This window comes from Microbacterium sp. NPDC087868, from assembly GCF_044900755.1.
Lineage (GTDB): Bacteria > Actinomycetota > Actinomycetes > Actinomycetales > Microbacteriaceae > Microbacterium > Microbacterium galbinum.
In genome coordinates this window covers 317644-339545 of sequence record NZ_JBJDNO010000004.1, presented here as the reverse complement: position 1 = coordinate 339545, position 21902 = coordinate 317644, and the positions used below count along the sequence as shown (strand labels likewise).

The window sequence follows — 21902 nt, the reverse complement described above, 5'->3', positions numbered from 1 at the left end:
GCATGGCCGAGCCCACCGACGTCCGCGTCGCGGTCTACCTCGACTTCGACAACATCGTCATCTCCTGGTACGACCGGGTGCACGGTCGCAACGCCTACGGCAAGGACCGTCAGCGCATCAGCGAGAACCCGAACGATCCCGAGGTCGCCGAGCGCCTGAGCCTCGCGATGATCGAGGTCGGCGCGATCATCGACTACGCCGCCTCCTTCGGCACGCTCGTGCTCACCCGCGCCTACGCGGACTGGTCATCGCCCGTGAACGCGGTCTACCGCTCGCAGCTCGTCGCCCGCGCGGTCGACCTGGTGCAGCTGTTCCCCGCCGCCGCCTACGCGAAGAACGGCGCCGACATCCGCCTCGCGGTCGATGCGGTCGAAGACATGTTCCGCCTGCCCGACCTCACGCACGTGGTGATCGTCGCCGGCGACAGCGACTACGTGCCGCTCGCCCAGCGCTGCAAGCGTCTCGGCCGGTACGTGATCGGCGTCGGCGTCGCCGGGTCCACGGCGAAGTCGCTGGCCGCGGCCTGCGACGAGTTCGAGGCCTACGACTCGCTCCCCGGCGTGCACCGTCCCGTCAAGGCCGCCCCGGTGGCCGAGGTCGTCGCCGCGCCCGCCGAGACGGCCGAAGCGGAGGCCGAGCCGGCGGCCGAGGCTCCGACCGATACGGTCAAGAAGAGCACCCGCTCGCGTCGCGCCAAGTCGGCACCGGCCGCGCCGCCGCCCGAGCCCGTGATCGACCCGCAGAACGAGGCGACGCAGCTGCTCGAGCGGGCGCTGCGCCTGGGGCACGACAAGGCGGATGCCGACGAGTGGCTGCACAGCTCGGCGGTCAAGACGCACATGCGCCGCATGGATCCGTCGTTCAGCGAGAAGGGACTCGGCTACCGGTCGTTCTCGGACTTCCTGAAGTCCCGCGACGACATCGCCGAGCTCGAAGAGACCGGGCACGAGCGCTTGGTCAGGCTGCGCGACCGCTGACCTCGTCGCCGCCCGTGTCGTGACGCCCGAGGGCGCGCCACGAGAGGGCGGCCACGACGACCGTGACCGCCCCGACGACGGCGTAGGCGAGGCGCGGGTCGGTGAGCTGCGCGAGCGCACCCACGAGCACGCCGGTCACGACGGTCGATCCCGGCAGCGCCATGGCCCAGATGCCCATGACGCGGCCGCGGATCTGCGTCGGGGTCGAGAGCATGACGAGCGCGTTGGCGCGCGCGATGAACCACATCACGATCGCCCCGACCACCGCGAGGCCGAGGAACAGCAGCGGCAGCGTGGGTGCCGCCGCCGAGAGCAGCACCGCCAGGCCCATCAGCGCCGCCAGCATCCGCACCTCGCCGCCGCGCGGCGTCGTCGGCCCGGTGGCCGAGAAGAATGCGCCGGGCAGCGCGCCCAGACCGAAGGCGACGGCCAGCAGCCCGTAGGTTCCGCCGTCGGCGCGGAAGACGTTCGCGACGATCAAGGGGATCACGACCGCGATGTTGTACCCGGCCGCCGCGCACACGGCGAGCAGGAGCGTCTGCCGCACCGCAGGCGTGCGGGCCACGAACCGCCAGGCGCCCGTCGTCGGCGGGTCGGGCGCGGCCGATTCCTCGACCACCGGAGCCGACGTCGGCCGCGACCGCGGCCGCAGCGTCAGCAGCACGATGATCGACGGCACGAACACCAGGGCGTTCACGACGAAGCACCACGCGGCATCCGCGAAGACGAGCAGCACTCCCGCCACCGCGGGGCCCAGCACCCGCGCGCCGTTGATGATGACCTCGTTCATGCTCACCGCGCTCGTCACGCGCTCGCGCCCGACGAGGTCGAGCACCAGCAGCTGCCGCGCCGGGTTGTCGGCGGCGAACGCGAGGCCGTGCGCGAGCGAGAGCGCCATCAGCATCCAGATCTCGAGCGCACCGCCGAAGGCGAGCGCGGCCAGCACGGCGGCCACCGCCATCTGTGCGACGGCCGTCACCAGCAGCACCGAGCGCCGCGAGTAGCGATCCACGAGCACGCCGATGAACGGGCCGAGGGCGAGCGTCGGCACCATCATGCAGGCCGTCACGGCACCGAGCGCGAGCCCATCGCCCCCGAGTTCGACCACGAGCCACGCGATCGCGATCTGCGAGGCGGCCCCGCCCGCCGCCGACAGCAGCTGCGCGATGCTCCACCGGCGGTAGTCGCGGATGCGGAGCGCGGCGAACGAGCGGGTCAGGGATTCGCGCGTGAAGCGATCGCGCCAGGAGCTCACTGGTTGCTGAATGCGGCGTCGAACGGGGCCGTCGGCTTCGGCCACAGCAGCGACCGCACGTACTCGACGGCCTGCGCTGCGCCGTGCAGGCGATCCATGCCGGCGTCCTCCCACTCGATCGAGATGGGGCCCGCGTATCCGATGGCGTCGAGCGCGCGGAACGAATCCTCCCAGGGCACGTCACCGTGCCCTGTCGAGACGAAGTCCCAGCCACGGCGCGGGTCGCCCCAGGGCAGGTGCGAACCGAGCACGCCCGCGCGTCCGTTGTGCGGGCGCAGCCGGGTGTCCTTGCAGTCGACGTGGTAGATGCGGTCGGCGAAGTCGACGATGAAACCCACCGGATCGATGTTCTGCCACATCATGTGCGAGGGGTCCCAGTTGAAGCCGAAGGCCTCCCGGTGGTCGATCGCTTCGAGGGCCCGCACCGACGACCAGTAGTCGTAGGCGATCTCGCTCGGGTGCACCTCGTGCGCGAACCGTACCCCCTCGGCGTCGAAGACATCGAGGATCGGGTTCCAGCGTGTCGCGAAGTCCTCGAATCCTCCGTCGATCACCGACTCGGGCACCGGCGGGAACATCGCCACGTAGGGCCAGATCGACGACCCGGTGAACCCGACCACGGTGTCGACGCCGAGCTTGCGGGCCACGCGCGCGGCGCGCTTCATGTCGTCGGCGGCACGCTGACGCACGCCTTCGGCCTCGCCGTCGCCCCACACGTACTCGCGGAGGATCGCCTGGTGGCGGAAGTCGATCGGCGCATCGCACACCGCTTGACCGGCGAGGTGGTTCGAGATCGCGAAGACCTGCAGGCCGTGGCGGTCGAGGATCTCGAGACGGGAGGCCGCGTAGGCGTCGTCCTCGTCCGCGCGCTGCAGGTCGAGGTGGTCTCCGGATGCCGCGATCTCCAACCCGTCGTAGCCCCACGAGGCGGCGAGCCGGGCCACCTCCTCGAACGGCAGATCGGCCCACTGGCCGGTGAACAGGGTGACGGGATGCGTGCTCATCGATGTGCCTCCGTTGGCGCTGCGGGGTAGTTCTCGGCGATCCACGCCCAGCTCGTCTTCGCGCTCTCGAACGGCTCCATGCTGGGCTTGTCGACCTCGATCAGAACCGTACCGCCGAAATCGTCCGGCAGCTCGGCGAGCGCCTCGCGGATCGGCACGTCGCCGAGCCCGGGCTCGAGGAAGAAGCGCTCGGCCATGACGTCGAAGTAGGGCGTCTTCTTCTCGCGCGCGGTCTTCGCGAGCGCGAGGTCCATGTCCTTCACGTGCAGGTCCGAGATGCGGTCGGCGTGCGCGGCGACCCAGGCCACGACATCCGTGCCCGTCCACGCGAGGTGCCCGATGTCGGGCCCGGCGGCGAGCAGCGACGGCGAGATCGCGTCGAGCACGTGGTCGTACTCGGCCTCGGTCTCGATCCACGTGCCGACGTGGTTGTGCAGCGCGGGCGTCACGCCCTCGGCCGTCAGCACCTCTGCCGCCTCGCCGATGACGTTCACGACCCGATCGAGCCGCGCGGCGTCGAAGGCGTGGCCGGAGGCCGCCGCCTCGTCGATGCGCGGCCGCCCGGGGGCCATGTCGGCCGCGAGGAACACGCGGTCGAGACCGAGGTACAGTGACTCCTCGGCACGCCGACGGATGCCGTCGAACCAGCGGAAGTGCGCCTCGTCGTCACCCGTGTGATCGCGCCCGAACTCCTCGGGGAGGCCGATGTGCACGTAGCCCGGTGTGACCGTCAGCCCCGAATCCGCGACGACGCGGGCATACGCCTGCAGGGTCTGGGTCGGGAGCACCTCGAGCATGACCGACGAGAACCCGGCGTCGCGCACCTGACCGAGCACGATCGGCTGGCGGGCGAGGAAGCTCGGGCGGTCGAACTCCCATCCGACGCTGCCCGGGTCGCCCGTCGAGTCGCCGAGCGAGACGGTGATCCACTGGAGCGTGTTGAGCGAGAAGTGGTCCCTGGTGAGTGTCATCGTCGTTCCCTTCCTCGACCGTCAGGCCGTGATCTCTGCGACCCAGCGGGCCGTGTGGTGGGCACTGGCGACCGGGTCCATGCTGGCGCGATCGACCTCGATGATCACCCAGCCGTCCCAGCCCTCGGGAAGCTGCTCGAGCGTGCCCCGCAGGTCGACCTGCCCGAGCCCGGGCTCGAGGTAGAGTCCGAGGTCGGTCGCCCGCTCGTAGCTCAGTCCCTCTTCGCGGCTGCGCCGCGCGAGCTCGAGATCGAGGTCCTTCAGGTGCAGATCCTGCACGCGGTCCGCCCAGCGCGCGATGGTGTCCTTGGCGCTGATGCCCGCCCACTCCAGGTGACCGATGTCGAAGGCCGCGCCCAGGCGCTGCGCGTCGATCGCGTTCAGCACGTGCTCGTACTCGTGCTGCGTCTCGATCCAAGTGCCGACGTGGTTGTGCAGCCCGGGCTTCACGCCCTCGGCGTTCAGCACGTCGACGGCCTCGTCGATCAGGTCGGTGAGCTCGTCGAGGCGATCCTGCGAGAAGTCCGCGCCGATGGCCGGCTTCTGCCAGCGGATCGCCGTCTGGTCGACCTCGGCGGCGAGGAAGATCGTGCCGATCCCGAAGTAGTTCGATTCCTCGGCCTTGCGACGCACCGCATCGAACCAGTGGATGCGCTCGAAGGTGCCGCGCTCGAGCCGTCCGCCGTGATCGCTCGCCAGCGGAACCTGCACGTACCCCGGGGCGAGGGTCAGACCCGACTCCCGCACCATCGCCGCGTAGTTCTGCAGGGTCTGCGTGTCGAGCACCTCCATCATCGTGGCCCCGAACCCGGCCTCCCGGATCTCGCGGAGCACATCGGGGTACTCGGCGACGAACGCGGGGTCGGCGAAGCGCCACAGACTCGCGCTCTCGAGGTCTTCCGGGTCCTCCTTCACGTTGATCCACTGGATCGCGTTGAGGGCGAACTTCAGGTCCTTCACGGCCATGGGAGGGGTCCTTTCGAGGGGGTCGCTGCAGGGGTCACGACGCGGCGGTCACTTCAGACCGGTGGCGGCGACGCCCTGGATGAAGTACTTCTGCAGGAAGAGGAACAGGATGAGGATCGGCAGCAGCACGACCATCGCACCGGCCAGCAGCAGACCGAAGGAGATGGTGTTGGATGCCTGCGACGCGACCGAGAGTCCGACCGGCGCGGTGTAGGTGTCCTGCGACTGGGCGACGACGAGCGGCCAGAGGAAGTTGTTCCACGAGGTGAGGAACGACAGGATCGCGACGGTCGCGAGGCCGGGACCGGTGAGCGGCAGGAAGACCCGGAAGAAGATCCGGCCCTCCCCCGCGCCGTCCAGACGCGCGGCCTCCATGAGCTCGAACGGCACGCCGTGCGCGAACTGGCGCATGATGAACACGCACAGCGGCAGCACGAGCACCGGCAGGATGATCGCGATGAGCGAGTTCACCAGGCCCATCTGCACGACGATCACGAACTGCGGCACGAAGAGCGCCACGTACGGCACGATCATCGATGCGATCACGAGCGGGAACACGAGGCCGCGTCCGCGGAAGCGCAGCTTCGCGAGCGCATACCCGGCCATCGCGCTGAAGAGCACGTTGCCCACGATCGCGACGCTCGAGACCACGATGCTGTTGAGCATGTAGGTGCCGAAGCCGCGGTCGGCGAACAGCTGGATGTAGTTCTGGATCTGGAACGACTCCGGGAACCACGCCCCCGGGTTGCCGAGGAACTCGGCCTGCGTCTTGAATGATCCGAAGAACACCCAGACGAAGGGCAGGAGCATGAAGACGGTGATGACGGTGAGCGCCGTGTAGTTCAGCGCTTGACGCGTCGGAGACAGAGTTTTCAATGTTTCGGCCTCAGGATTCTGAACTGGACGATCGCGACGATTCCGACGAGCACGAGCAGCAGCACCGATCCCGCCATCGAGGCGGAGACGTTGCCGAACCCGAACTGCTCGTACACCCAGACGGCGATCGACTTGGTGGATCCGAGCGGGCCGCCCTTGGTGAGCAGGTACGGCTCTTCGAAGATGTTGAGGAACGAGACCGTCTGCAGCACCGTGACGAGCAGGGTCGTCGGGCGCAGCAGCGGCAGCGTGATCGACCAGAGCCGGCGCCAGGCACCCGCCCCGTCGGTGGCCGCGGCCTCGTAGATCTCCTCCGGCACGGCCTGGAGGCCGGCGAGGAAGAGGATCATGCAGGTTCCGGTCGTGCGCCACACGCCCATCATCACGACGGTGGTGATGGCCCAGCCCGGCTCGCCGAGCCAGTTCGGCGCTCCGAGTCCCAGATCCGTGAGGGTCGTGTTCACCGGCCCGGTGATCGAGAACGCGTACTGCCAGATCACGGCGGCGGCGACGATGTTGGTGATCACCGGCACGTAGGCCGCGGCCCGGAAGAAGTTGCGCAGGCGACGGATGCCGTTGTTGAGCATGAGCGCCAGGGCGAGGCCCAGGGCCATGCTGATCGGCACGCAGATCACCACGAACATCACGGTGTTCAGGAACGCGCTCTGGAATCCGGGGTTGTTGATGATGTCGATGAACCCCTGGAAGCCGGTGAAGTTCACGTTGAACGGATCGCGGATGTCGCGGGCGCTGATGTCGGTCAGGCTCGCCCCGATCGCGAGCACGGCGGGGATGCCGGTGAAGAGCAGGAAGATCGCGAGGAACGGGGCGAGGAACAGCCACGCGGTGGTGGCTTCGGCCCGCGATCCCTCGTGCACCTTCCTGATCCGTCGAGGACCGGTGCCCCGGGGGCGTCGCGAGGACGCCCCCGAGGTGACCATGGTGCGGGTCGCAGTGGTGGACATGATCGGGGTCAGTTACCCGTCCCGATGGACTCGGCCTGCGCCTGAGCCTCGTCGAGAGCGTCCTGCGCCGACACTCCGCCGCGGACGACCTTCTCCATCTGCTCACCGATCACGGTGCCGACCTGGCTCCAGGTCGAGACCTTCGGCAGGGTGACGCCGGTCTCGAGACCGGCCTCGACCGTCTGCAGCAGACGGTCCTCGGCGAGCGCCGGGTCCTCCCACGCCGACTTCACGGCCGGCATGTTCTTGAAGATCTCGAACCACTTGACCTGGCTCTCGGGCTCCGACATGAAGCGGGCGAACTTCCACGCCGCGTCCTTATTCTCGGAGTCGGAGGGCACGAACCAGCTGCCGCCGCCGACCGTGGTCGCGGCGTCGCCGTCGGGGCCGACGGGCATCGTGGCGAGCGAGAGGTGCTCGTCCGCCCACCCCTCGCCGTTGGCATCGTCGAACCAGCCGACGAACCAGGGGCCGCCGTCGATGATCGCGGCGTTCTTGCCGGTGGTCGACCACGAGACCGTGTCGAGGAAGGCGGGGCCGTCGGGCGAGGCCAGGCCGTCGGCCATCAGGCCCGCCCAGTACTCGAGCGCCTCGACGTTCTCGGGCGAGTTGATCGTCCACGTCGAGAGGTCGTCGGAGATGAACCCGCCGCCGTTCTGCTTCGCGAAGGTCAGCAGCTGGCGGGCGGTGTACGAGTCGTAGGCCGCGTAGAGCGCGAGCGGCCACTCGACACCGGAGGCCTTGAGGTCCTCGCCGAAGGTGCGCAGACTGTCCCAGTCGGTGGGGGCCTCGGCACCCGCGGCCTCGGCCAGGTCGGTGCGGTAGATGACCATGTCGGCGTAGGCGTACCACGGCACACCGTAGGCCACGTCGTCGTAGACCGAGTTGTCCCAGATGACCTCGAAGAAGTCGTCGGGGTCGACGAGGCCTTCGGGGACCGCGTCGAATCCACCGGTCGAAATCAGCGACGACTGCGTCTCGGTGAACGCGTAGATCAGGTCGGGCACGGTGCCCGCGGTGATCGCCGCGGTCATCTTCGACGCGAACTCCGCTTCCGGGATCTGCGTCATGTTGATCTCGACGTCGGGGTTGTCCTTCGTGAACTCCTCGAACATCTGGGGCAGTTCGGCGCCGTCGGCGCCCTGCGTCCAGATCTCGAGGGTTCCGGTGGCCGGCTCGTCGTCGACCTTCGTGGAAGCGCCGGCATCGCCGCCGCCGCTGTCGCCGCCGCGGCCGCAGCCGGTGAGCAGCAGGGCGCCGGACGTGACCAGCGCGATTCCGAGCATCGTCGCCCGGCGTCGCGAAGTGGTGTGGAAGTGCATCGCGATCATCTCCTTGGTGGGTAGGGGTACTGCAGGGTCAGAGGGAAGCGGCGACCGCGCGCGCGATGCGCACCGAGAGCGTGGCTCCGGTGAGCGTCGAGTTGCACGTCAACGCGGTCGGGATCACGCCGTTGCCGGCGAGATACAGGTTGTCGAAGCCCCAGACACGGCCGTCCGTGTCCACGACGCTCGTGCCGTCGTCATCGGGCCCCATCCGGACGGTGCCGGTGTAGTGCAGGGATGCCCCGGGGGGCTGCACCTCGCGGTCCTCGGTCGGGAAGTCCCCGATCACGGCCGCTGCCGTCCGCTGCACCTCCTGGGTGCGGCGGATCTCCTCGAGGTCGGCGTCGGAGTACGAGAAGTGCACGGTCATGTGCGGCATGCCGAGGGCATCCGTCAGCTCGTCGGAGAACTCGATGCGGTTCTCGGCGCGGATCTCGGTGGCGCAGTACCATCCGACGCTGAGCTTGTGGCGTCCCTCGAACTCGCGCTCCATGAGCTGGCCGTGCGCGGGGCGGGCGGCGCCGATCGACGGGCTCCAGAACGAGCCGATGAACGGCTCCCCCGCGGGCGGCTGGATGATGTCGGCATCCGTCAGGCCGAAGCGGGAGGCGTCGATGTCGACCTCGCCGTCGATCGTCGCGTGCTCGTTGAGGTAGGCGCCGAGGGCGGCGGGGCGGATGCCGGAGGCCCAGAGCAGCTGCGGGGTGCGCAGCGCGTCGCCCGCGATCAGCACCTGCGCGCCGTGGGCGGTCGATTCCTCGCCGGTGACGAGGTCGCGGTAGGAGAGTCCAGTGACGCGCGTTCCGTCGTGCTCGATGCGGTGCACCAGCACGCCGCTGCGGAGCGTGACGTTCGGCTCGCTTCCGTCGAAGACGAAGGGCGCGATGTCCCGGGGGCCGGTGCGGGCGAAGGGCTCGCCGACGCGCGGCACGCCGCCCATCGGCATGTACCCGAACTCGCGGGCGGGATCGGGACTCGGCACGGCCTCGCGGAGAGCGGCGAACAGCGGCTGCTCGAAAGGGTTCGGCACGCCCGCGACGAGGGGCCCGACGTAGGTGCGCAGCAGACCGCGCGCCGTCTCGAGGTCGGCGTCCCATTCCGTGCGCGGCAGGAAGGCGGGGATCTCCTCGGCGTAGGGCCAGGGGGTCGCGGCGGTCCAGTGCACGCCCATCCCGCCGATGTTCCAGGCGACGGACGCCCCCGGGAAGGCGGCGAAGTTGTGCCCGAAGAACGCGGCGGGGAACACACCCGAGGACTCGGGGTCCCATCCGTCGCCCTCGATCGCGCTCATCGAGACCGCATCCTTGACGTACTCGATCTGGCGCGCGCGGCGCATGAGGTCGTCGTACGAGGCGTTCATCGCGCTCTCATCGGCCTCGACGAGGTGCTCGCCCGGCACCGAGGTGATCTCGCGGCCCGCCTCGAGCACCAGGATCGTCGCCTCGGGCACCCGCTGGTGCACCTGCTGCGCGATGATCGCGCCGTTCGGACCGGTGCCGACGATCACGAGGTCGAAGTTGTCAGTCATCTGTGTTCCTTCTGTTCTGCGTTGAATCAGGAGAGGTGCGTGCACCGGGGTCAGAGTGCGGGGGTGTCGACCCAGCGCTGCTCGTCGGCGGCGATCAGCACGGCCTCGGTGAGTCGAGCGGCGCGCACCCCGTCGTCGAAGGTGGGCAGGCCGTCGGGTGACTCACCGCGGATCGCCGCGTAGGCGTCGGCGACGAAGCCGTTGAAGGCGTCCTGATAGCCCTGAGCGTGACCGGCGGGAACGGTCGAGAACCGCGCGACTCCGGGGTGAGCGGTCTGCGGGTCGCGGAAGAGGTGCCTGCTGCCCTCGCGCTCGCCGATCCACAGCTCCTCCGGGCGCTCCTGGTCGAAGCGGATGCTCGCCTGCGTACCGTGGAGTTCGAGGGTGAGGGAGTTCTTGCGGCCGGCCGCCATCTGCGAGATCAGCAGCGTGCCGATCGCGCCCGACTCCATCTCGACGAGGATCGACACGGCGTCCTCGTTGGTGACGGCGCGCCCGGCGCGCTCGGCGTAGACGCGGCGCGTGCGGGCGGTCAGACGCACGATCCGCTCCCCCGCCACGAACTCGAGCAGGTCGCACAGGTGCGAGCCGATGTCGGCGAAGGCGCGGGAGGGTCCGCCGTCGGCGGAGGTGACGCGCCAGTCGTCGTCCCCGGGCAGGAGCATCCAGTCCTGCAGGTATCCGCAGTCCACCGTGAGGAGATCTCCGATCTCACCGGCGGCGACGCGGGCGCGGGCCTCGCGCACCATCGGGTGGTACCGGTAGACGAAGGGCACCGCGGCGACCACACCGCGCTCGGCGGCTGCGGCGGCGAGCGCGCGGGCGTCGTCGACGTGCGTGGCGAGCGGCTTCTCGCAGATCACGTTCACGCCGGCCTCGATCACCGCGAGGGCGAAGGCGGCGTGGGTGGCGTTGGGGGTGCACACGTGCACCACGTCCACGTCCTGGGTGAGCAGTTCGGCGAGATCCTCGGCGGCGCGTTCGATCCCGAGGTCCTGAGCGGCGGTGAGGGCCCGCTCCCGCGAGGAGCTCGCGAGCACTGCGGTGGTGGCACCGGCGGCGCGTGCTGCGCGGCTGTGCACCTGGGCCATGAATCCTCCGCCGAGGAATCCGGATCGGATCGTCCCGACGCCGGTAGCTGTGACGTCCGTTGTCATGCCGATGATTCTGACACGAGTCCTCCTACTTTTGCTAGATATTCGTCAAAAGATTTTTCTCAATCGTCAGATCTCCTCCGCTGAGCAGTGGAAGTCCTGTGATTTACTGACCCCTATGAGTGATGCGGAACGCCACCTCCCGAGCGCCTCCACGGGCGCGGGCGACATCTTCCAGCTCCTGCTGGACGGTCAGGCGCGCACCAAGGCCGACCTCGTGCACCTCACCGGCCTCGCCCGTTCCACCGTGTCGGCGCGCGTCGATGCCCTCCTCTCCGCCGGGCTGCTCGTCGCCGCGGGCGAGGCCGCGTCCACCGGCGGGCGACCCCCGTCGCGCGTCGCCTTCAACCCGCGCGCGGGCCTCGTGGTGGCCGTCGACCTCGGCGCCTCACACGCCACGATCGCCATCGCCGACCTCGGCGGCAGGATCCTCGGCTCCACCACGCATCCGCTCGACATCGCCGGCGGGCCCGAGCCGGTGCTGGATCGGATGCTCGTCGAGGCCGAGGCCCTTCTCTCCGACCTCGAGACGCCCACGAGCGCGCTCGTCGGCGTCGGGATCGGCGTGCCCGGCCCGGTCGAGCACTCGACCGGCCGCCCCTACAACCCGCCGATCATGCCGGGATGGGACCGCTTCGACATCCCCGGCTACGTGCAGCGCACGTTCGACGTGCCGGTACTCGTCGACAACGACGTGAACGTGCTCGCCCTCGGCGAGCAGACCACCAGCTTCCCCGACACCACCGATCTCATCTTCGTCAAGGTCGCCACCGGCATCGGTGCCGGCATCATCGCGGGCGGCCAGCTGCAGCGCGGCGCGCAGGGCTCGGCCGGCGACATGGGGCACGTCCGCGTGCCGCACTCCGCCGAGTCCACGCACGCCGCCGATGAGGAGCGCGACCTCGAGGACCTCGCCAGCGGCAGCGCGATCGCCGCGTCACTGCGCGCGCAGGGGATCGACGCCGAGACCAGCCGAGACGTGACCGAGCTGGTGCGGGCGGGGAACACCGCGGCGATCGAAGCGCTGCGCCAGGCCGGACGCGACGTCGGCGAGGTGCTCGCCACGGTCGTGAACCTGCTCAACCCCTCGATCGTCGTGCTCGGCGGCAGCATCGCACGAGCGGGCGAACACCTGCTGGCCGGTGTCCGCGAGGTCGTCTACCGCCGCTCGATCCCCCTCGCCACGCAGCATCTCGCCATCGTGCAGTCCCCGACCGGGGAGCGCGCCGCGGTGCTGGGCGCGGCGATCATGGTCGCCCGCGAGGTGCTCTCCCCCGCCAACGTCGAACGATACGTGTCGGTGAGAACCCGATGAGTTCGCCCTATGAGCGCGCGCTCGGAGATCGCATCTCCGAGCTCCACCCGAAGACCGCCTGGTACTTCCGCACGATCCCCGATGGTCAGGTCGGCATCGGTACCGGGATCTTCACCCGAGCCGGGTCCCCGCATCGCTGGCTGTGGCCGGTCTTCCGCATCGCCGAGTCCCTGGGCGTCGCGTTCGCCGGGTGGGAGCGCGACGTGCCCTTCCGCATCGAGAACCGCACCGTCGGCGGCACGGCCGTCGCGGTGCGGTACTTCGACCTCCCCGGCCGCACCTGGGTCATGCCCGACACGGTCGCCCTCGGCGAGAATCGCATCCTCCGCAACGAGATCGGCCCTCACCGCACCGTCGTGACGACCTTCGACCTCGACGTGCAGGACGGCGCGGTCGTGCTCACCATCCGACGGGTCGGGATGCGGTTCGGGCGGGTGCGCATCGCCGCTCCGCGCTTTCTGCGCCCGCGCATCGGCCTCGTCGAGCGCTGGGACGACGGCCGGCAGCAGCACCACGTGAACATGACCATCGACGCGCCACTCCTCGGTCGCGTCTACGAGTACACGGGCTACTTCGACTACGTGATCGAGAGCGAGACCCCGTGACCGATGCCACGCCCCTCCCCGCGGGCCCCGTCGTCATCGGCGGCTCCTCGGGATTCATGGGCAGGCACCTCGTCCCGCGCCTGCGGTCCGCCGGACGCGAGGTCATCACGATCTCGCGATCGGGAGCCGACATCTCCTGGGGCGACCAGCGCGCGATCGATCGCGCCGTCGACGGCGCGTCGCTCGTGATCGGTTTGGCCGGCAAGAGCGTGAACTGCCGATACACCCCCGAGAACCGCGCCGAGATCTTCCGGTCGCGGCTCGACACCACCGCGTCGCTGAGCTCGGCCATCGCCGACGCGGCGAACCCGCCGCGCCTGTGGATCAACTCCTCGACGGCGACGATCTACCGTCATGCCGAGGATCGGCCGATGACCGAGTCGTCCGGGGATCTCGGCGCCGGTTTCTCCGTCGACGTGGCGAAGGCCTGGGAACGCGCTCTGTTCGCCGACGATCTGCCGCACACCCGACGGGTCGCGCTGCGCAGCGCCATCGTGCTCGGCCACGGCGGTGTGCTCGGTCCGCTCGAGCGCCTGGCGAGACTCGGGCTGGGCGGCGCACAGCACGACGGACGCTGGCCCGTCAGCCGGGCGCGCCGCGCCGCCGGCACCGGGCACTTCCCGGGAGCGCCCCACGGCACGCAGAGGTTCAGCTGGGTGCACGTCGACGACGTGGCCCGGATCATCGACTTCCTCGAGGTCACCCCCTCGATCGAGGGCCCGGTGAACGCGGCCTCCCCGAACCCCTCCGACAACGCCGGGTTCATGGCCACCGTGCGCCGAGTGCTCGGCGTCGGCTTCGGGCCCCCGCTCCCCCGATGGATGCTCGAACTCGGCGCCATCGGCATCCGCACCGAGACCGAACTGGTCCTGAAGAGCCGCTGGGTCATCCCCGAGGAGCTCACTACCGCCGGGTTCGCCTTCGCCTATCCGGAGCTCGAGGGCGCGGTCCGTGAATCCTTTTCGCGCACGTCGCGCAGCGCCGGCTCCAGCTCGGGGAAGGCGAAGGCGTAGCCTGCGTCCTCGAGCACACCGGGAGCGATCCACCGACTGTTGAGCACCAGATCCGGCTCGGCGCGCAGCACCCACATCGCCGGCTCGAGCATGAACCGCCACGAGGGCAGCCCGATCGGCATCCCGACGACACGACGCAGCGCCCGCATCAGTCCGCGGTTGTCCACGACGCCCGGCGCCGACATGTTCACCGGACCCGAGATGCGCGCGTCGTCGCGGATGAACCGCACGGCTCCCACGAGGTCGTCGATGTGGATCCAGCTGAACCGCTGATGCCCGCGGGACCGCCGTCCCAGCGGCTTCCGCGGCTCGGTCGGGTGCGGGCCGATGCCGCGATAGCGCCGGTGCGGGAACCACCAGCCGTCGAACTGCGGCCCGCCGACGCCGAAGCGAGCGAGGCGGAAGAGCAGTGCCGGCGCGGGACCGTCGCCGACCACGAAGGTGATCCGCAGCGCCACGCGCCTCGTCGACGGCAGATCGCCCCGGAACAGCTCGGCTTCCCAGGCCCGGGTCACGTCCGGCAGGAAGCCGGTGTCGCGCTCGGTGTCGGCCTCGGTCTGAGCGCGGTCGAGCGCGTAGCGGTAGACCGCCGCGCTGGATGCGTTCATCCAGACGGCGGGCGGATGCTCGGCTCCCGCGATGGCGTCGTGGAGCGCGCGGGTCGTGTCGATGCGCGACTGGAGGATCTCCTCGCGATTGTGATCGGTGAACCGCGCGTTGATGCTCTTGCCCGCGAGACCGATGACCAGGTCCGCGCCGTCGACGACGCGCCGGATCGAGGCGGGGTCGTCCCAGCGGGCGTCCGGGCCGTGGCGGCCGATCACGCTCACCGCGTATCCGTCGGCCTCGAGCGCCTGGGTCAGCGCCGTGCCGACGAACCCGCTGCCGCCGCCGATGACTGCCCGTTTCGCCATGTCAGAGGCCTTCCCCGCCGGATTCGCCGGCATCTCGCTTGCGCTTCTCGATCTCCTCGCGCAGACGCCATTCCTCGATCTCGCGGTCGAGGTCGGCGATCTGCTGCTCGGTCGTACGGATGTCGCGGGGCGGCGCCGGGGGTGCCTCGGTGCCCGTCGACGGGGCCGCGCGAGGAGCCCTCCGCAGACGTGGGATCGCGATCCCCGCGTCGCCGTAATCCCGACCGAGGCCGAACCAGAGGAGCGCTCCGAGGAGCGGCAGCAGGATCACCACGATCAGCCAGACGAGGCGGGGCAGGAACCGCACCTGCGAGTCCTCGCGCCGCACGATGTCGACCACCGCGCCGATCGTCAGCGCGAGAGTGATGATCGTGAACAGGAACGGCATGAACTCAGAGTAGATCAGGGAAGCAGGTGCCCGGCAGCCCGGAACAGCTCGTACCACTCCTCACGGGTGAGTTCGACATCCGCCCCGGCCGCGGCATCCGTCACCCGCTCGGGCGTCGTGGTGCCGAGGACGACCTGCATGCGCGCCGGGTGACGGACGATCCACGCCGTCGCGATCGCGATCGGCGTCACGCCGTGCGCGGCCGCGAGCCGGTCGATGACCGCGTTCAGCTCGGCATACTGCGGGTTGCCGAGGAAGACGCCGGTGAAGAAGCCGCCCTGGAACGGCGACCACGCCTGGATCGTGATGCCGTTGATGCGGCAGTACTCGACGATCCCGCCGCCGTCGCGCACGATGCTCTGGTCCTCGGCCGCCATGTTCATCGCGATCGGCTGGGCGATGATCGGGGCGTGCGTGATCGAGAGCTGCAGCTGATTCGCGACGAGGGGCTGGCGCACCGCGGTGCGCAGCAGGTCGATCTGGCGCGGCGTGTGGTTCGACACCCCGAATGCGCGCACCTTGCCCGAGGCTTCGAGCTCGTCGAACGCGCGCGCGACCTCCTCGGGTTCGACCAGCGCGTCCGGGCGGTGCAGCAGCAGCACGTCGAGGCGGTCGGTTCGCAGCGAACGCAGAGATCCCTCGACCTGCGCGACGATGTGCTCGTACGAGAAGTCGAACATCCCCCTGTCGGGCACGATGCCGCACTTGGTCTGCAGCACGATCTCGTCGCGCTCGGCGGCGGTGAGACGCAGGGCAGCGGCGAACCGGGACTCGCAGTGGTGCATGCGTCCGCCGTAGATGTCGGCGTGATCGAAGAAGTCGATCCCGGCGGCGCGCGCCGTGTCGTACAGGGCCCGGATGTGGGCGTCGTCCTTGTCGTCGATGCGCATCATCCCGGCGACGACGGCGGGTGCGGTGGTGGTTCCGAAAGGCACGGTCTTCATGGCGCCACGATATCGCGGCGGCGGGCACCCGCGTCAGTGGTCAGTGGTCAGCGGTCAGCGGTCAGCGGTCAGCGACCCGAGCGCAGGTCGGGGAGGAGGGATGCCGGCGAACGATCCAGCGCCTCGGCGATGCGCGCGAGGTCGACGACGCTGATGTCGGCCTGCGCGTCGAGCTTGCGACGTAGGGTGGAGTAGGCGATTCCGGAGTGCTCCGCGAGCCATCTCTTCGAACGCTGACTCTCACGCAGGGCGGAGACGATCGCGGATGCCACCAATTGTCGATCATCTGCCGTCACACGTAGACAGTATCCTCCCGATTGGCGACACGCAACACCGCATGTGTCCAATATGACGGCATACTGCATCCATCACGGTGCTATCGTGACTCGTGTGAAGACATCAGCGGAGCTGTTCAACGCGGCCGTCGGCCGTCAGCTGCGGGCCGAGATCGCCGCCGCAGGAAGCAGCATCGCCGCCATGGCGCGCGATGCGGGAGTCGCGCGGAGCGCGCTCGACAACTACGTCACCGGCAAACGCGCCATCCCCGTGCCGGTCGTCTACACGGTCTGCGCGATCATCAACGTCGCTCCGCACCTCGTGCTCGCGCGCGCCGAAGAGCGCCTGAGCGCCGACATCGCGAGCGCCCCGGCGACGATCACTCCCCTGCACCGCCGCCCCGATGTCGCACCCCTCGGCCAGGATGTCCCTGAAGTCGCCTTCGGCTCTCCCCTCCCGCACGATCGCGACACCGACGACCTCTACTCGTAGGAACGACATGGACCCGCAGCTCCTCCGCCTCGCCGAGGAGCGCGGGCTGCACATCGTCGAACGCGCCGGCCCCACGCGCGGCGGCTTCGACCCCGCGCACAGCATCATCCGCGTCGCCCCCGGCATGAGCGCCCGCACCACCCGCAGCGTCCTGGCCCACGAACTCGGGCACGCCACGCTCCGTCACGCGCCGACGACGCACGCGCGCCTGCGCGCTCGCCAGGAGCGCCAGGCCGATGCCTGGGCCGCACGCCTCCTGATCTCCCCGCAGGCCTACGCCGCCGCCGAGAACCTCCGTGGGCCGCACCCGGCGAGCCTCGCGTTCGAGCTCGACGTCACGGTCGAACTGGTGATCGCCTACCAGGCGCTCCTCGCCCACGCGAGTGAACGACAGCGCCGCGCTGGTTGAATGGCCGCATGGCTTTTCTCGTTCCCCCCGCGCCCGTCACGCTCACCGGCCGCCTCGTCGAACTGCGCCCGCTCGACGCGTCGTACCGCGACTCCCTCATCGAAGCCGTCGAAGAGGGCGACCTCTGGCAGACGGCCTGGTACACCTCGGTGCCCGCACCCGACGGGGTTGCCGCAGAGATCGATCGGCGGCTCGATCTCTGCGCGAAGGGCGAGATGATCCCCTTCGTCGCCGTCGATGCGACCGGTCGCGTGCTCGGCCTGACTTCGTACTACGACATCGCCGAGGACGTGCCCCGCCTGCACATCGGGTACACGTGGAACCGCCCCTCCGCCCACGGCACCGGCACGAACGCGGAGTCGAAGCTGCTGCTCCTGCGCCACGCCTTCGAGACGCTCGGCGTCTTCCGCGTCGGACTCACGACCCAGTGGGTCAACTTCCAGTCCCGTGCGGCGATCGAACGCCTCGGAGCCAAGCAGGACGGCGTGATGCGCGCGATGTCGCGCTACCGCAACGGCGCACTCCGCGACAGCGTCGAGTATTCGATCATCGAGCCGGAGTGGCCCGCCGTGCGCGCGAACCTCGAGATGCGGTTGTCGCGCAGGAAGTGAGGGCGCCGGCGCCGACCGTGATCAGTCGGTGGAGGGGCCCGACCAGTTCTTCGAGCGCCGCGTGGCCGAGCCGCGCTCGCGCATCATGAAGGCGAGCGACAGCATCGTGATCAGGAGGCCCGCGACGAAGATGATCGCCTGGTAGTCCTCGGCGGTCTGCGCGAAGGCCATGAGGTAGATCCCTCCGAGGAAGAGGATCAGGAAGAAGATGAAGCTGAGGATCACGGGATCTCCTGTCGTAGCGGCCGCCCCTCCAGCCTACCGCGCGTAGCGCAGGGCACCGATCCGCGGAAGCCCCTTCGCGCGCGCGGCATCCGCTGCTCTACTCGTCATCATGGACACCGCGCTCACCGCACTCGCCATCACCTGCACGCTCAAGCCCTCCCCCGCCGACTCGAGCTCCGACCTGCTCGCCACGCAGATCCTCGACGCTCTCGCCGACCACGGCGTCACCGGTGATCTGGTGCGCGCCGTCGACCTCGCCGTGAAGCCGGGCGTCGAGACCGACATGGGGGACGGCGACGAGTGGCCCGCCATCCGCGAGAAGGTGCTCGGCGCCGACATCCTCGTGCTCGTGACCCCGACGTGGATGGGGCAGCACTCGAGCGTCGCCCAGCGGGTGCTCGAGCGCCTCGACGCCGAACTCGCCGAGACGGATGCCGAGGGGCGCCCGATCCTGTTCGACAAGGTCGCGATCGCCGGGATCGTGGGCAACGAGGACGGCGCGCACCACATCGCCGCGATCCTCTTCCAGTCGCTCAACGATGTCGGGTACACGATCCCCGCGCAGGCGTCGGTCTACTGGAACGGTGAAGCGATGCAGGGCGTCGACTACAAGGACCTCGACGAGACGCCGGAGAAGGTCGTGGAGACGATCACGACCGCGTCGCGTAACGCCGCGCATCTCGCCCGGGCGCTGAAGACGAGCGCGTATCCGGCCGACTGAACGTGACGACCTCGTCGCGACGCGATCGATCCACCGAGAGACCTGCGAGCTCCAGCCGCCGGAACACGCGCTTCGGCAGATCCGGCAGCCCGCGCTCCACACCGTGCGGAGGTGTGACGAGCCCCAGGAGGAGCGACAGGTCGACGCCCTCGGCGCGCACCTCGATGCGCGCGTAGTCGCTGCGTGGCCTCCACAGCAGGCGGTCGAGGTCGCGGTACGGGACGCGATGGTGCACCAGGCCGACCGTGAGGCGCAGCTCGTCGTTCCCGAACTGGATGACGGTGGGAACGGACCGACGCCGCGCACTGGCGGTGAACACGAAATACACGGGCAACCCGACGAGCAGGCCCAGCGCGATGATCACGATGCGCGGGCCGAGCCTCATCGCGAGGTCGTCGAACACGACCATCAGCACGAACGCCACGAGCCCGGCCGGCAGGATCATCCCGACGATCGCCAGCGTGAGGGAGCGCATGCGCATCTCGACCGCGTCGACGCGCAGCTCCGAGCCGTCGCCGCTCGGCGCACGCTCCCAGGTGCGGAGAACCGGAGCCGGACGCTTCGCGGCATCTCGACGGCTCATCACCGAGGTCACGCGCGAGAGCAGCCCGAGCCAGATCCATCCCGCCGCCGGGATCGCGGCCATCTGCAGTACCACCACGACCGCGCGCACCGGCTCGGAGAGCGTCGCGAGCCAGGGCCCGGCGAACTCGACCACGACGATCATCAGCGCGGCCAGCACCACGGCGACCCCGATGTGAAGGGGAACGCCTGCGCGATTCGGCATCCGCAGCGTGAGGCCCACGAAGGCGAAACCGAAGCACCACCCGCCCACCAGCATCAGGAGGAACGGGAAGAAGCTCAGGTCGTCGCCGGCCAGGGTCGCCGCGAGGGCGGCGGCGAGGAGGACGACTCCCCAGAAAAGCGGACGGCGCAGCACGGGACAAGCTTAGGATCAAACCCGCCCCGTGCTGCGCCAGGTGTCAGTTGCAGATCAGCTGCGGCGCGCGCGGCGCACGGCCATCGTCGCCGCTCCGGCGAGCAGCAGCATCAGACCGAAGCCGGCGGCGTACCAGGGCAGGTCGCCTCCGGTGATGGCCAGGCCGGCGCCTGCCTGGCCGGCCGCGTTCCCTCCGACGGCGGCAGCAGCCGGCACGGTCACGGCCGCGGATGCCGATCCGGTGAGGAGGTTCTCATCGGGGTCCACCGCGGAACCCGCGGCACCGTTGGTCAGCGTGCCGACGTCGGCGGCGCGCACCTCGTACGACACGGTGCAGGTGAGCACATCGCCGGGGGCGAGCGTCACGGGTGCGGTCGTGTCGCACTCGAGGTCACCCAGCGGAGCCGATCCCGAGAAGTCGGTGTCCGTCAGCGTGACATCGGAAAGGGTCAGCGATCCGGCGTTCGTCGCGGTGAGCGTGTAGAGAACGTCGTCGCCGACCGCGGCGGTCGATACCGATGCCGTCTTGGTCACGGCGAGGGCGGATTCACCCTCGACCGCGACGAGCGCGGTGGACGCAGCGGATGCCGACGACACCGTGGTGTCGGCGATCAGCGCCGTCGCGACGGCCTCGTTGCTCACACCACCGGCGTCGACATCCGCCTGCGTGATCTCGTAGGGCGCCTGGCACGTGGTGCTCTCGCCGACGGCGAGTTCGGTGACGGGGCACACGATCTCGCCGAGCTCGCCCGTACCCGAGAAGGCCGTCTCGTCGATCGCGAGACCGTCGACCGGCAGGTCGCCGTCGTTCGTGACAGCGAAGTCGTAGACGACCGTGTCGCCCGCGGCCGCGGTGGTCGGGCTCACGGTCTTCACGAGGCCGAGCGACGCCGCCTTCGCGGTGTTCGTGACCGTGCAGCTGACCGCGTCACCGGCGACGAGAGCGAGCTGCTGGCTCGCGCCCGCGCCGTCGGGCAGCTCGGTGGTGCTGGTCGCGTTCGCGTTGGTGCACGCCCAGTCGGCGTCGTAGTAGTCCACCGGGCTCGCAGAGCCCGCGGTCGACGCTTCGGAGAGCGTGAGCGGCCCGCTCGGGATCACCGGCACGACATCGGTCGACGCCGAGTCGGAGTCGCCCGTCGAGGCGGATGCCAGGAGCGGACCCTCGCTCGATGCGACACTCAGGTCGAACGAGTCGGTGGGGTCGACGCGGCTGGCGACCTGCTTGTCGACCGAGACGCTGGCGGTGCGGATGCCGAAGGCGAGGCCTTCGCGCTCACCGCGTGCGTACATGAAGAGCGATCCGGTGATCGAGGTCGCCGACGGGGCGGCGAGGATCGACCCGTAGGCCGACGGGCTACCCGCGACACCGGGGTTGCACTGCACCGCGGTCGTGCCGTTTCCGTTGAGCGGCATCGCGCACGCGCCCCCGCTGGTGATCGGGGCGTGGCTGTCGATCAGCGTGAGAGGAGTGTTGGAGGACCAGTAGACGAACTCTCCGAGGTTGCCGGTCACGGCATCCGTCGTCTCCGGCGCCGCCGTGACGAGGTCGTAGCCCGTCACGGGGGTGCCGTTTAGCGAAACCTGGAAGTTGGTGACGTTGATCTGCACCGCGCCGTACAGTGCTCCCGACGACGAGTAGAGGAACGGCTGACCCGGGATGCCGTTGTAGTACCCGGGAACACCCATCACGAATGGACCGGCGTTGGCCGGCTGCGCGGTGACCGCGCGGGTGCTCCACCCGGCTACCGGGCGCTCGGTCACGGTGTATGAGACGTCGTACGCGCCCAGCGACATCTCGAACTGCTGGCCCTCGGCGGTCAAACCGACGGTGGAGTCGTAACCGGCGAAGTCGAGCCAACAGATGGAGTCGGGGAACTTCCCGCCCCCGTCCGGGTTGGCGTACCCGCAACTGGACTCGATCGGAGCGGCGGATGCCGGAGCCGCCGCGACTCCCGTGAACAACATGGCCAACAGTGCTGCTGCGCCGGCGAACGCCGACAGTTTCTTGACGCTCACAAGCGCTCTCCC

At 69.7% G+C, this 21902-nt stretch carries 24 protein-coding genes; 8 read left to right on the top strand and 16 right to left on the bottom strand.

From position 1 onward, the window contains the following. Positions 1-2 precede the first annotated feature (2 nt). On the top strand, positions 3-977 hold the full coding sequence (locus tag ACI2JZ_RS15595; RefSeq protein ID WP_247956613.1) for an NYN domain-containing protein: 975 nt from the start codon (positions 3-5) through the stop codon (positions 975-977). On the opposite strand, the gene ACI2JZ_RS15590 is transcribed toward ACI2JZ_RS15595, so the two are convergent. Genes ACI2JZ_RS15590 through ACI2JZ_RS15550 form a run of 9 tightly spaced genes read right to left on the bottom strand, consistent with a single transcriptional unit; the run spans position 958 to position 11024 of the window. Continuing rightward, on the bottom strand, positions 958-2232 hold the full coding sequence (locus tag ACI2JZ_RS15590) for an MFS transporter (RefSeq protein ID WP_404598402.1): 1275 nt from the start codon (positions 2230-2232) through the stop codon (positions 958-960). The genes ACI2JZ_RS15595 and ACI2JZ_RS15590 overlap by 20 nt on opposite strands. Continuing rightward, positions 2229-3236: a sugar phosphate isomerase/epimerase family protein gene (locus tag ACI2JZ_RS15585; RefSeq protein ID WP_404598400.1), complete on the bottom strand. Its 1008-nt coding sequence runs from the start codon at positions 3234-3236 to the stop codon at positions 2229-2231. The genes ACI2JZ_RS15590 and ACI2JZ_RS15585 overlap by 4 nt, the downstream gene beginning before the upstream one ends. Then, positions 3233-4207 carry a sugar phosphate isomerase/epimerase gene (locus ACI2JZ_RS15580; protein ID WP_247624915.1) on the bottom strand — a complete coding sequence of 325 codons (975 nt, stop codon included), beginning with the start codon at positions 4205-4207 and terminating at the stop codon, positions 3233-3235. Before ACI2JZ_RS15580 ends, ACI2JZ_RS15585 begins: the two co-directional genes overlap by 4 nt. 21 nt (positions 4208-4228) lie before the next feature. Continuing rightward, the gene (locus tag ACI2JZ_RS15575; RefSeq protein ID WP_404598398.1) at positions 4229-5173 is read right to left on the bottom strand and encodes a sugar phosphate isomerase/epimerase family protein; all 945 of its coding nucleotides are present in this window, start codon (positions 5171-5173) and stop codon (positions 4229-4231) included. Positions 5174-5221: 48 nt separating this feature from the next. Next, positions 5222-6049: a carbohydrate ABC transporter permease gene (locus ACI2JZ_RS15570; protein ID WP_247624917.1), complete on the bottom strand. Its 828-nt coding sequence runs from the start codon at positions 6047-6049 to the stop codon at positions 5222-5224. Continuing rightward, positions 6046-7014, bottom strand: a complete 969-nt coding sequence (locus tag ACI2JZ_RS15565) for a carbohydrate ABC transporter permease (RefSeq protein WP_247634260.1) — start codon at positions 7012-7014, stop codon at positions 6046-6048. Before ACI2JZ_RS15565 ends, ACI2JZ_RS15570 begins: the two co-directional genes overlap by 4 nt. An 8-nt stretch (positions 7015-7022) precedes the next feature. Then, positions 7023-8336, bottom strand: coding sequence for an extracellular solute-binding protein (locus ACI2JZ_RS15560; RefSeq protein ID WP_404598395.1), 1314 nt, complete (start codon positions 8334-8336; stop codon positions 7023-7025). Between the two features lie 37 nt (positions 8337-8373). Continuing rightward, positions 8374-9867 carry a GMC oxidoreductase gene (locus ACI2JZ_RS15555; protein WP_404598394.1) on the bottom strand — a complete coding sequence of 498 codons (1494 nt, stop codon included), beginning with the start codon at positions 9865-9867 and terminating at the stop codon, positions 8374-8376. A 50-nt stretch (positions 9868-9917) separates the two neighbouring features. Continuing rightward, complete coding sequence (locus ACI2JZ_RS15550; protein WP_404598392.1) at positions 9918-11024, bottom strand: Gfo/Idh/MocA family protein; 1107 nt, start codon at positions 11022-11024, stop codon at positions 9918-9920. Between the two features lie 115 nt (positions 11025-11139). Between ACI2JZ_RS15550 and ACI2JZ_RS15545 the strand changes: the two genes are divergently transcribed. From ACI2JZ_RS15545 to ACI2JZ_RS15535, 3 genes are read left to right on the top strand one after another with little or no spacing between them, the layout of a single operon-like run. Next, positions 11140-12336: an ROK family protein gene (locus tag ACI2JZ_RS15545; RefSeq protein ID WP_404598391.1), complete on the top strand. Its 1197-nt coding sequence runs from the start codon at positions 11140-11142 to the stop codon at positions 12334-12336. Beyond that, the gene (locus ACI2JZ_RS15540) at positions 12333-12941 is read left to right on the top strand and encodes a DUF4166 domain-containing protein (protein WP_404598389.1); all 609 of its coding nucleotides are present in this window, start codon (positions 12333-12335) and stop codon (positions 12939-12941) included. The genes ACI2JZ_RS15545 and ACI2JZ_RS15540 overlap by 4 nt, the downstream gene beginning before the upstream one ends. After that, entirely contained in the window at positions 12938-13954 is a 1017-nt protein-coding gene (locus ACI2JZ_RS15535; RefSeq protein WP_404598388.1) for an epimerase, read from the top strand. Before ACI2JZ_RS15540 ends, ACI2JZ_RS15535 begins: the two co-directional genes overlap by 4 nt. Here the strand turns inward: ACI2JZ_RS15535 and ACI2JZ_RS15530 are convergent. The 4 genes from ACI2JZ_RS15530 to ACI2JZ_RS15515 all read right to left on the bottom strand — a co-directional run bounded on the left by ACI2JZ_RS15530 (position 13867) and on the right by ACI2JZ_RS15515 (position 16496). Continuing rightward, the gene (locus ACI2JZ_RS15530; protein WP_404598387.1) at positions 13867-14868 is read right to left on the bottom strand and encodes an epimerase; all 1002 of its coding nucleotides are present in this window, start codon (positions 14866-14868) and stop codon (positions 13867-13869) included. The two genes, ACI2JZ_RS15535 and ACI2JZ_RS15530, sit on opposite strands and share 88 nt — an antisense overlap. A gap of 1 nt (position 14869) precedes the next feature. After that, the gene (locus ACI2JZ_RS15525; protein WP_404598386.1) at positions 14870-15256 is read right to left on the bottom strand and encodes a PLDc N-terminal domain-containing protein; all 387 of its coding nucleotides are present in this window, start codon (positions 15254-15256) and stop codon (positions 14870-14872) included. 14 nt (positions 15257-15270) lie between these two features. After that, positions 15271-16200, bottom strand: coding sequence for an aldo/keto reductase family oxidoreductase (locus ACI2JZ_RS15520; protein ID WP_404598385.1), 930 nt, complete (start codon positions 16198-16200; stop codon positions 15271-15273). A 68-nt stretch (positions 16201-16268) separates the two neighbouring features. Next, positions 16269-16496, bottom strand: coding sequence for an XRE family transcriptional regulator (locus ACI2JZ_RS15515; protein ID WP_247624927.1), 228 nt, complete (start codon positions 16494-16496; stop codon positions 16269-16271). Between the two features lie 94 nt (positions 16497-16590). On the opposite strand from ACI2JZ_RS15515, the gene ACI2JZ_RS15510 reads away from it, so the two are divergent. Genes ACI2JZ_RS15510 through ACI2JZ_RS15500 form a run of 3 tightly spaced genes read left to right on the top strand, consistent with a single transcriptional unit; the run spans position 16591 to position 17988 of the window. Beyond that, positions 16591-16968, top strand: a complete 378-nt coding sequence (locus ACI2JZ_RS15510) for an XRE family transcriptional regulator (RefSeq protein WP_247624928.1) — start codon at positions 16591-16593, stop codon at positions 16966-16968. 7 nt (positions 16969-16975) lie between these two features. Continuing rightward, a complete protein-coding gene (locus ACI2JZ_RS15505; protein ID WP_404598384.1) occupies positions 16976-17377 on the top strand; it encodes an ImmA/IrrE family metallo-endopeptidase in 402 nt (133 codons plus the stop codon). 8 nt (positions 17378-17385) lie between these two features. Continuing rightward, positions 17386-17988 (top strand): GNAT family N-acetyltransferase, encoded by a 603-nt coding sequence (locus ACI2JZ_RS15500; RefSeq protein ID WP_404598383.1) that lies wholly within the window; start codon positions 17386-17388, stop codon positions 17986-17988. A 21-nt stretch (positions 17989-18009) separates the two neighbouring features. Here the strand turns inward: ACI2JZ_RS15500 and ACI2JZ_RS15495 are convergent, their stop codons facing one another. After that, entirely contained in the window at positions 18010-18213 is a 204-nt protein-coding gene (locus ACI2JZ_RS15495; RefSeq protein ID WP_247624931.1) for a hypothetical protein, read from the bottom strand. A gap of 109 nt (positions 18214-18322) precedes the next feature. Between ACI2JZ_RS15495 and ACI2JZ_RS15490 the strand changes: the two genes are divergently transcribed. Beyond that, complete coding sequence (locus tag ACI2JZ_RS15490; protein ID WP_247956626.1) at positions 18323-18934, top strand: flavodoxin family protein; 612 nt, start codon at positions 18323-18325, stop codon at positions 18932-18934. Here ACI2JZ_RS15490 and ACI2JZ_RS15485 read toward each other — a convergent pair. Further along, on the bottom strand, positions 18864-19874 hold the full coding sequence (locus tag ACI2JZ_RS15485) for a hypothetical protein (RefSeq protein WP_404598382.1): 1011 nt from the start codon (positions 19872-19874) through the stop codon (positions 18864-18866). The genes ACI2JZ_RS15490 and ACI2JZ_RS15485 overlap by 71 nt on opposite strands. Positions 19875-19928: 54 nt before the next feature. Next, positions 19929-21890, bottom strand: a complete 1962-nt coding sequence (locus tag ACI2JZ_RS15480; protein WP_404598381.1) for a hypothetical protein — start codon at positions 21888-21890, stop codon at positions 19929-19931. Positions 21891-21902 lie beyond the last annotated feature (12 nt).

Coding starts and splice junctions, on each gene's coding strand:
- ACI2JZ_RS15595 (WP_247956613.1), top strand. CDS start 3: ATGGCCGAGCCCACCGACGTCCGCGTCGCGGTCTACCTCGACTTCGAC.
- ACI2JZ_RS15585 (WP_404598400.1), bottom strand. CDS start 3,236: ATGAGCACGCATCCCGTCACCCTGTTCACCGGCCAGTGGGCCGATCTG.
- ACI2JZ_RS15580 (WP_247624915.1), bottom strand. CDS start 4,207: ATGACACTCACCAGGGACCACTTCTCGCTCAACACGCTCCAGTGGATC.
- ACI2JZ_RS15575 (WP_404598398.1), bottom strand. CDS start 5,173: ATGGCCGTGAAGGACCTGAAGTTCGCCCTCAACGCGATCCAGTGGATC.
- ACI2JZ_RS15565 (WP_247634260.1), bottom strand. CDS start 7,014: ATGTCCACCACTGCGACCCGCACCATGGTCACCTCGGGGGCGTCCTCG.
- ACI2JZ_RS15560 (WP_404598395.1), bottom strand. CDS start 8,336: ATGCACTTCCACACCACTTCGCGACGCCGGGCGACGATGCTCGGAATC.
- ACI2JZ_RS15555 (WP_404598394.1), bottom strand. CDS start 9,867: ATGACTGACAACTTCGACCTCGTGATCGTCGGCACCGGTCCGAACGGC.
- ACI2JZ_RS15550 (WP_404598392.1), bottom strand. CDS start 11,024: ATGACAACGGACGTCACAGCTACCGGCGTCGGGACGATCCGATCCGGA.
- ACI2JZ_RS15545 (WP_404598391.1), top strand. CDS start 11,140: ATGAGTGATGCGGAACGCCACCTCCCGAGCGCCTCCACGGGCGCGGGC.
- ACI2JZ_RS15540 (WP_404598389.1), top strand. CDS start 12,333: ATGAGTTCGCCCTATGAGCGCGCGCTCGGAGATCGCATCTCCGAGCTC.
- ACI2JZ_RS15530 (WP_404598387.1), bottom strand. CDS start 14,868: ATGGCGAAACGGGCAGTCATCGGCGGCGGCAGCGGGTTCGTCGGCACG.
- ACI2JZ_RS15525 (WP_404598386.1), bottom strand. CDS start 15,256: ATGCCGTTCCTGTTCACGATCATCACTCTCGCGCTGACGATCGGCGCG.
- ACI2JZ_RS15520 (WP_404598385.1), bottom strand. CDS start 16,200: ATGAAGACCGTGCCTTTCGGAACCACCACCGCACCCGCCGTCGTCGCC.
- ACI2JZ_RS15505 (WP_404598384.1), top strand. CDS start 16,976: ATGGACCCGCAGCTCCTCCGCCTCGCCGAGGAGCGCGGGCTGCACATC.
- ACI2JZ_RS15500 (WP_404598383.1), top strand. CDS start 17,386: ATGGCTTTTCTCGTTCCCCCCGCGCCCGTCACGCTCACCGGCCGCCTC.
- ACI2JZ_RS15490 (WP_247956626.1), top strand. CDS start 18,323: ATGGACACCGCGCTCACCGCACTCGCCATCACCTGCACGCTCAAGCCC.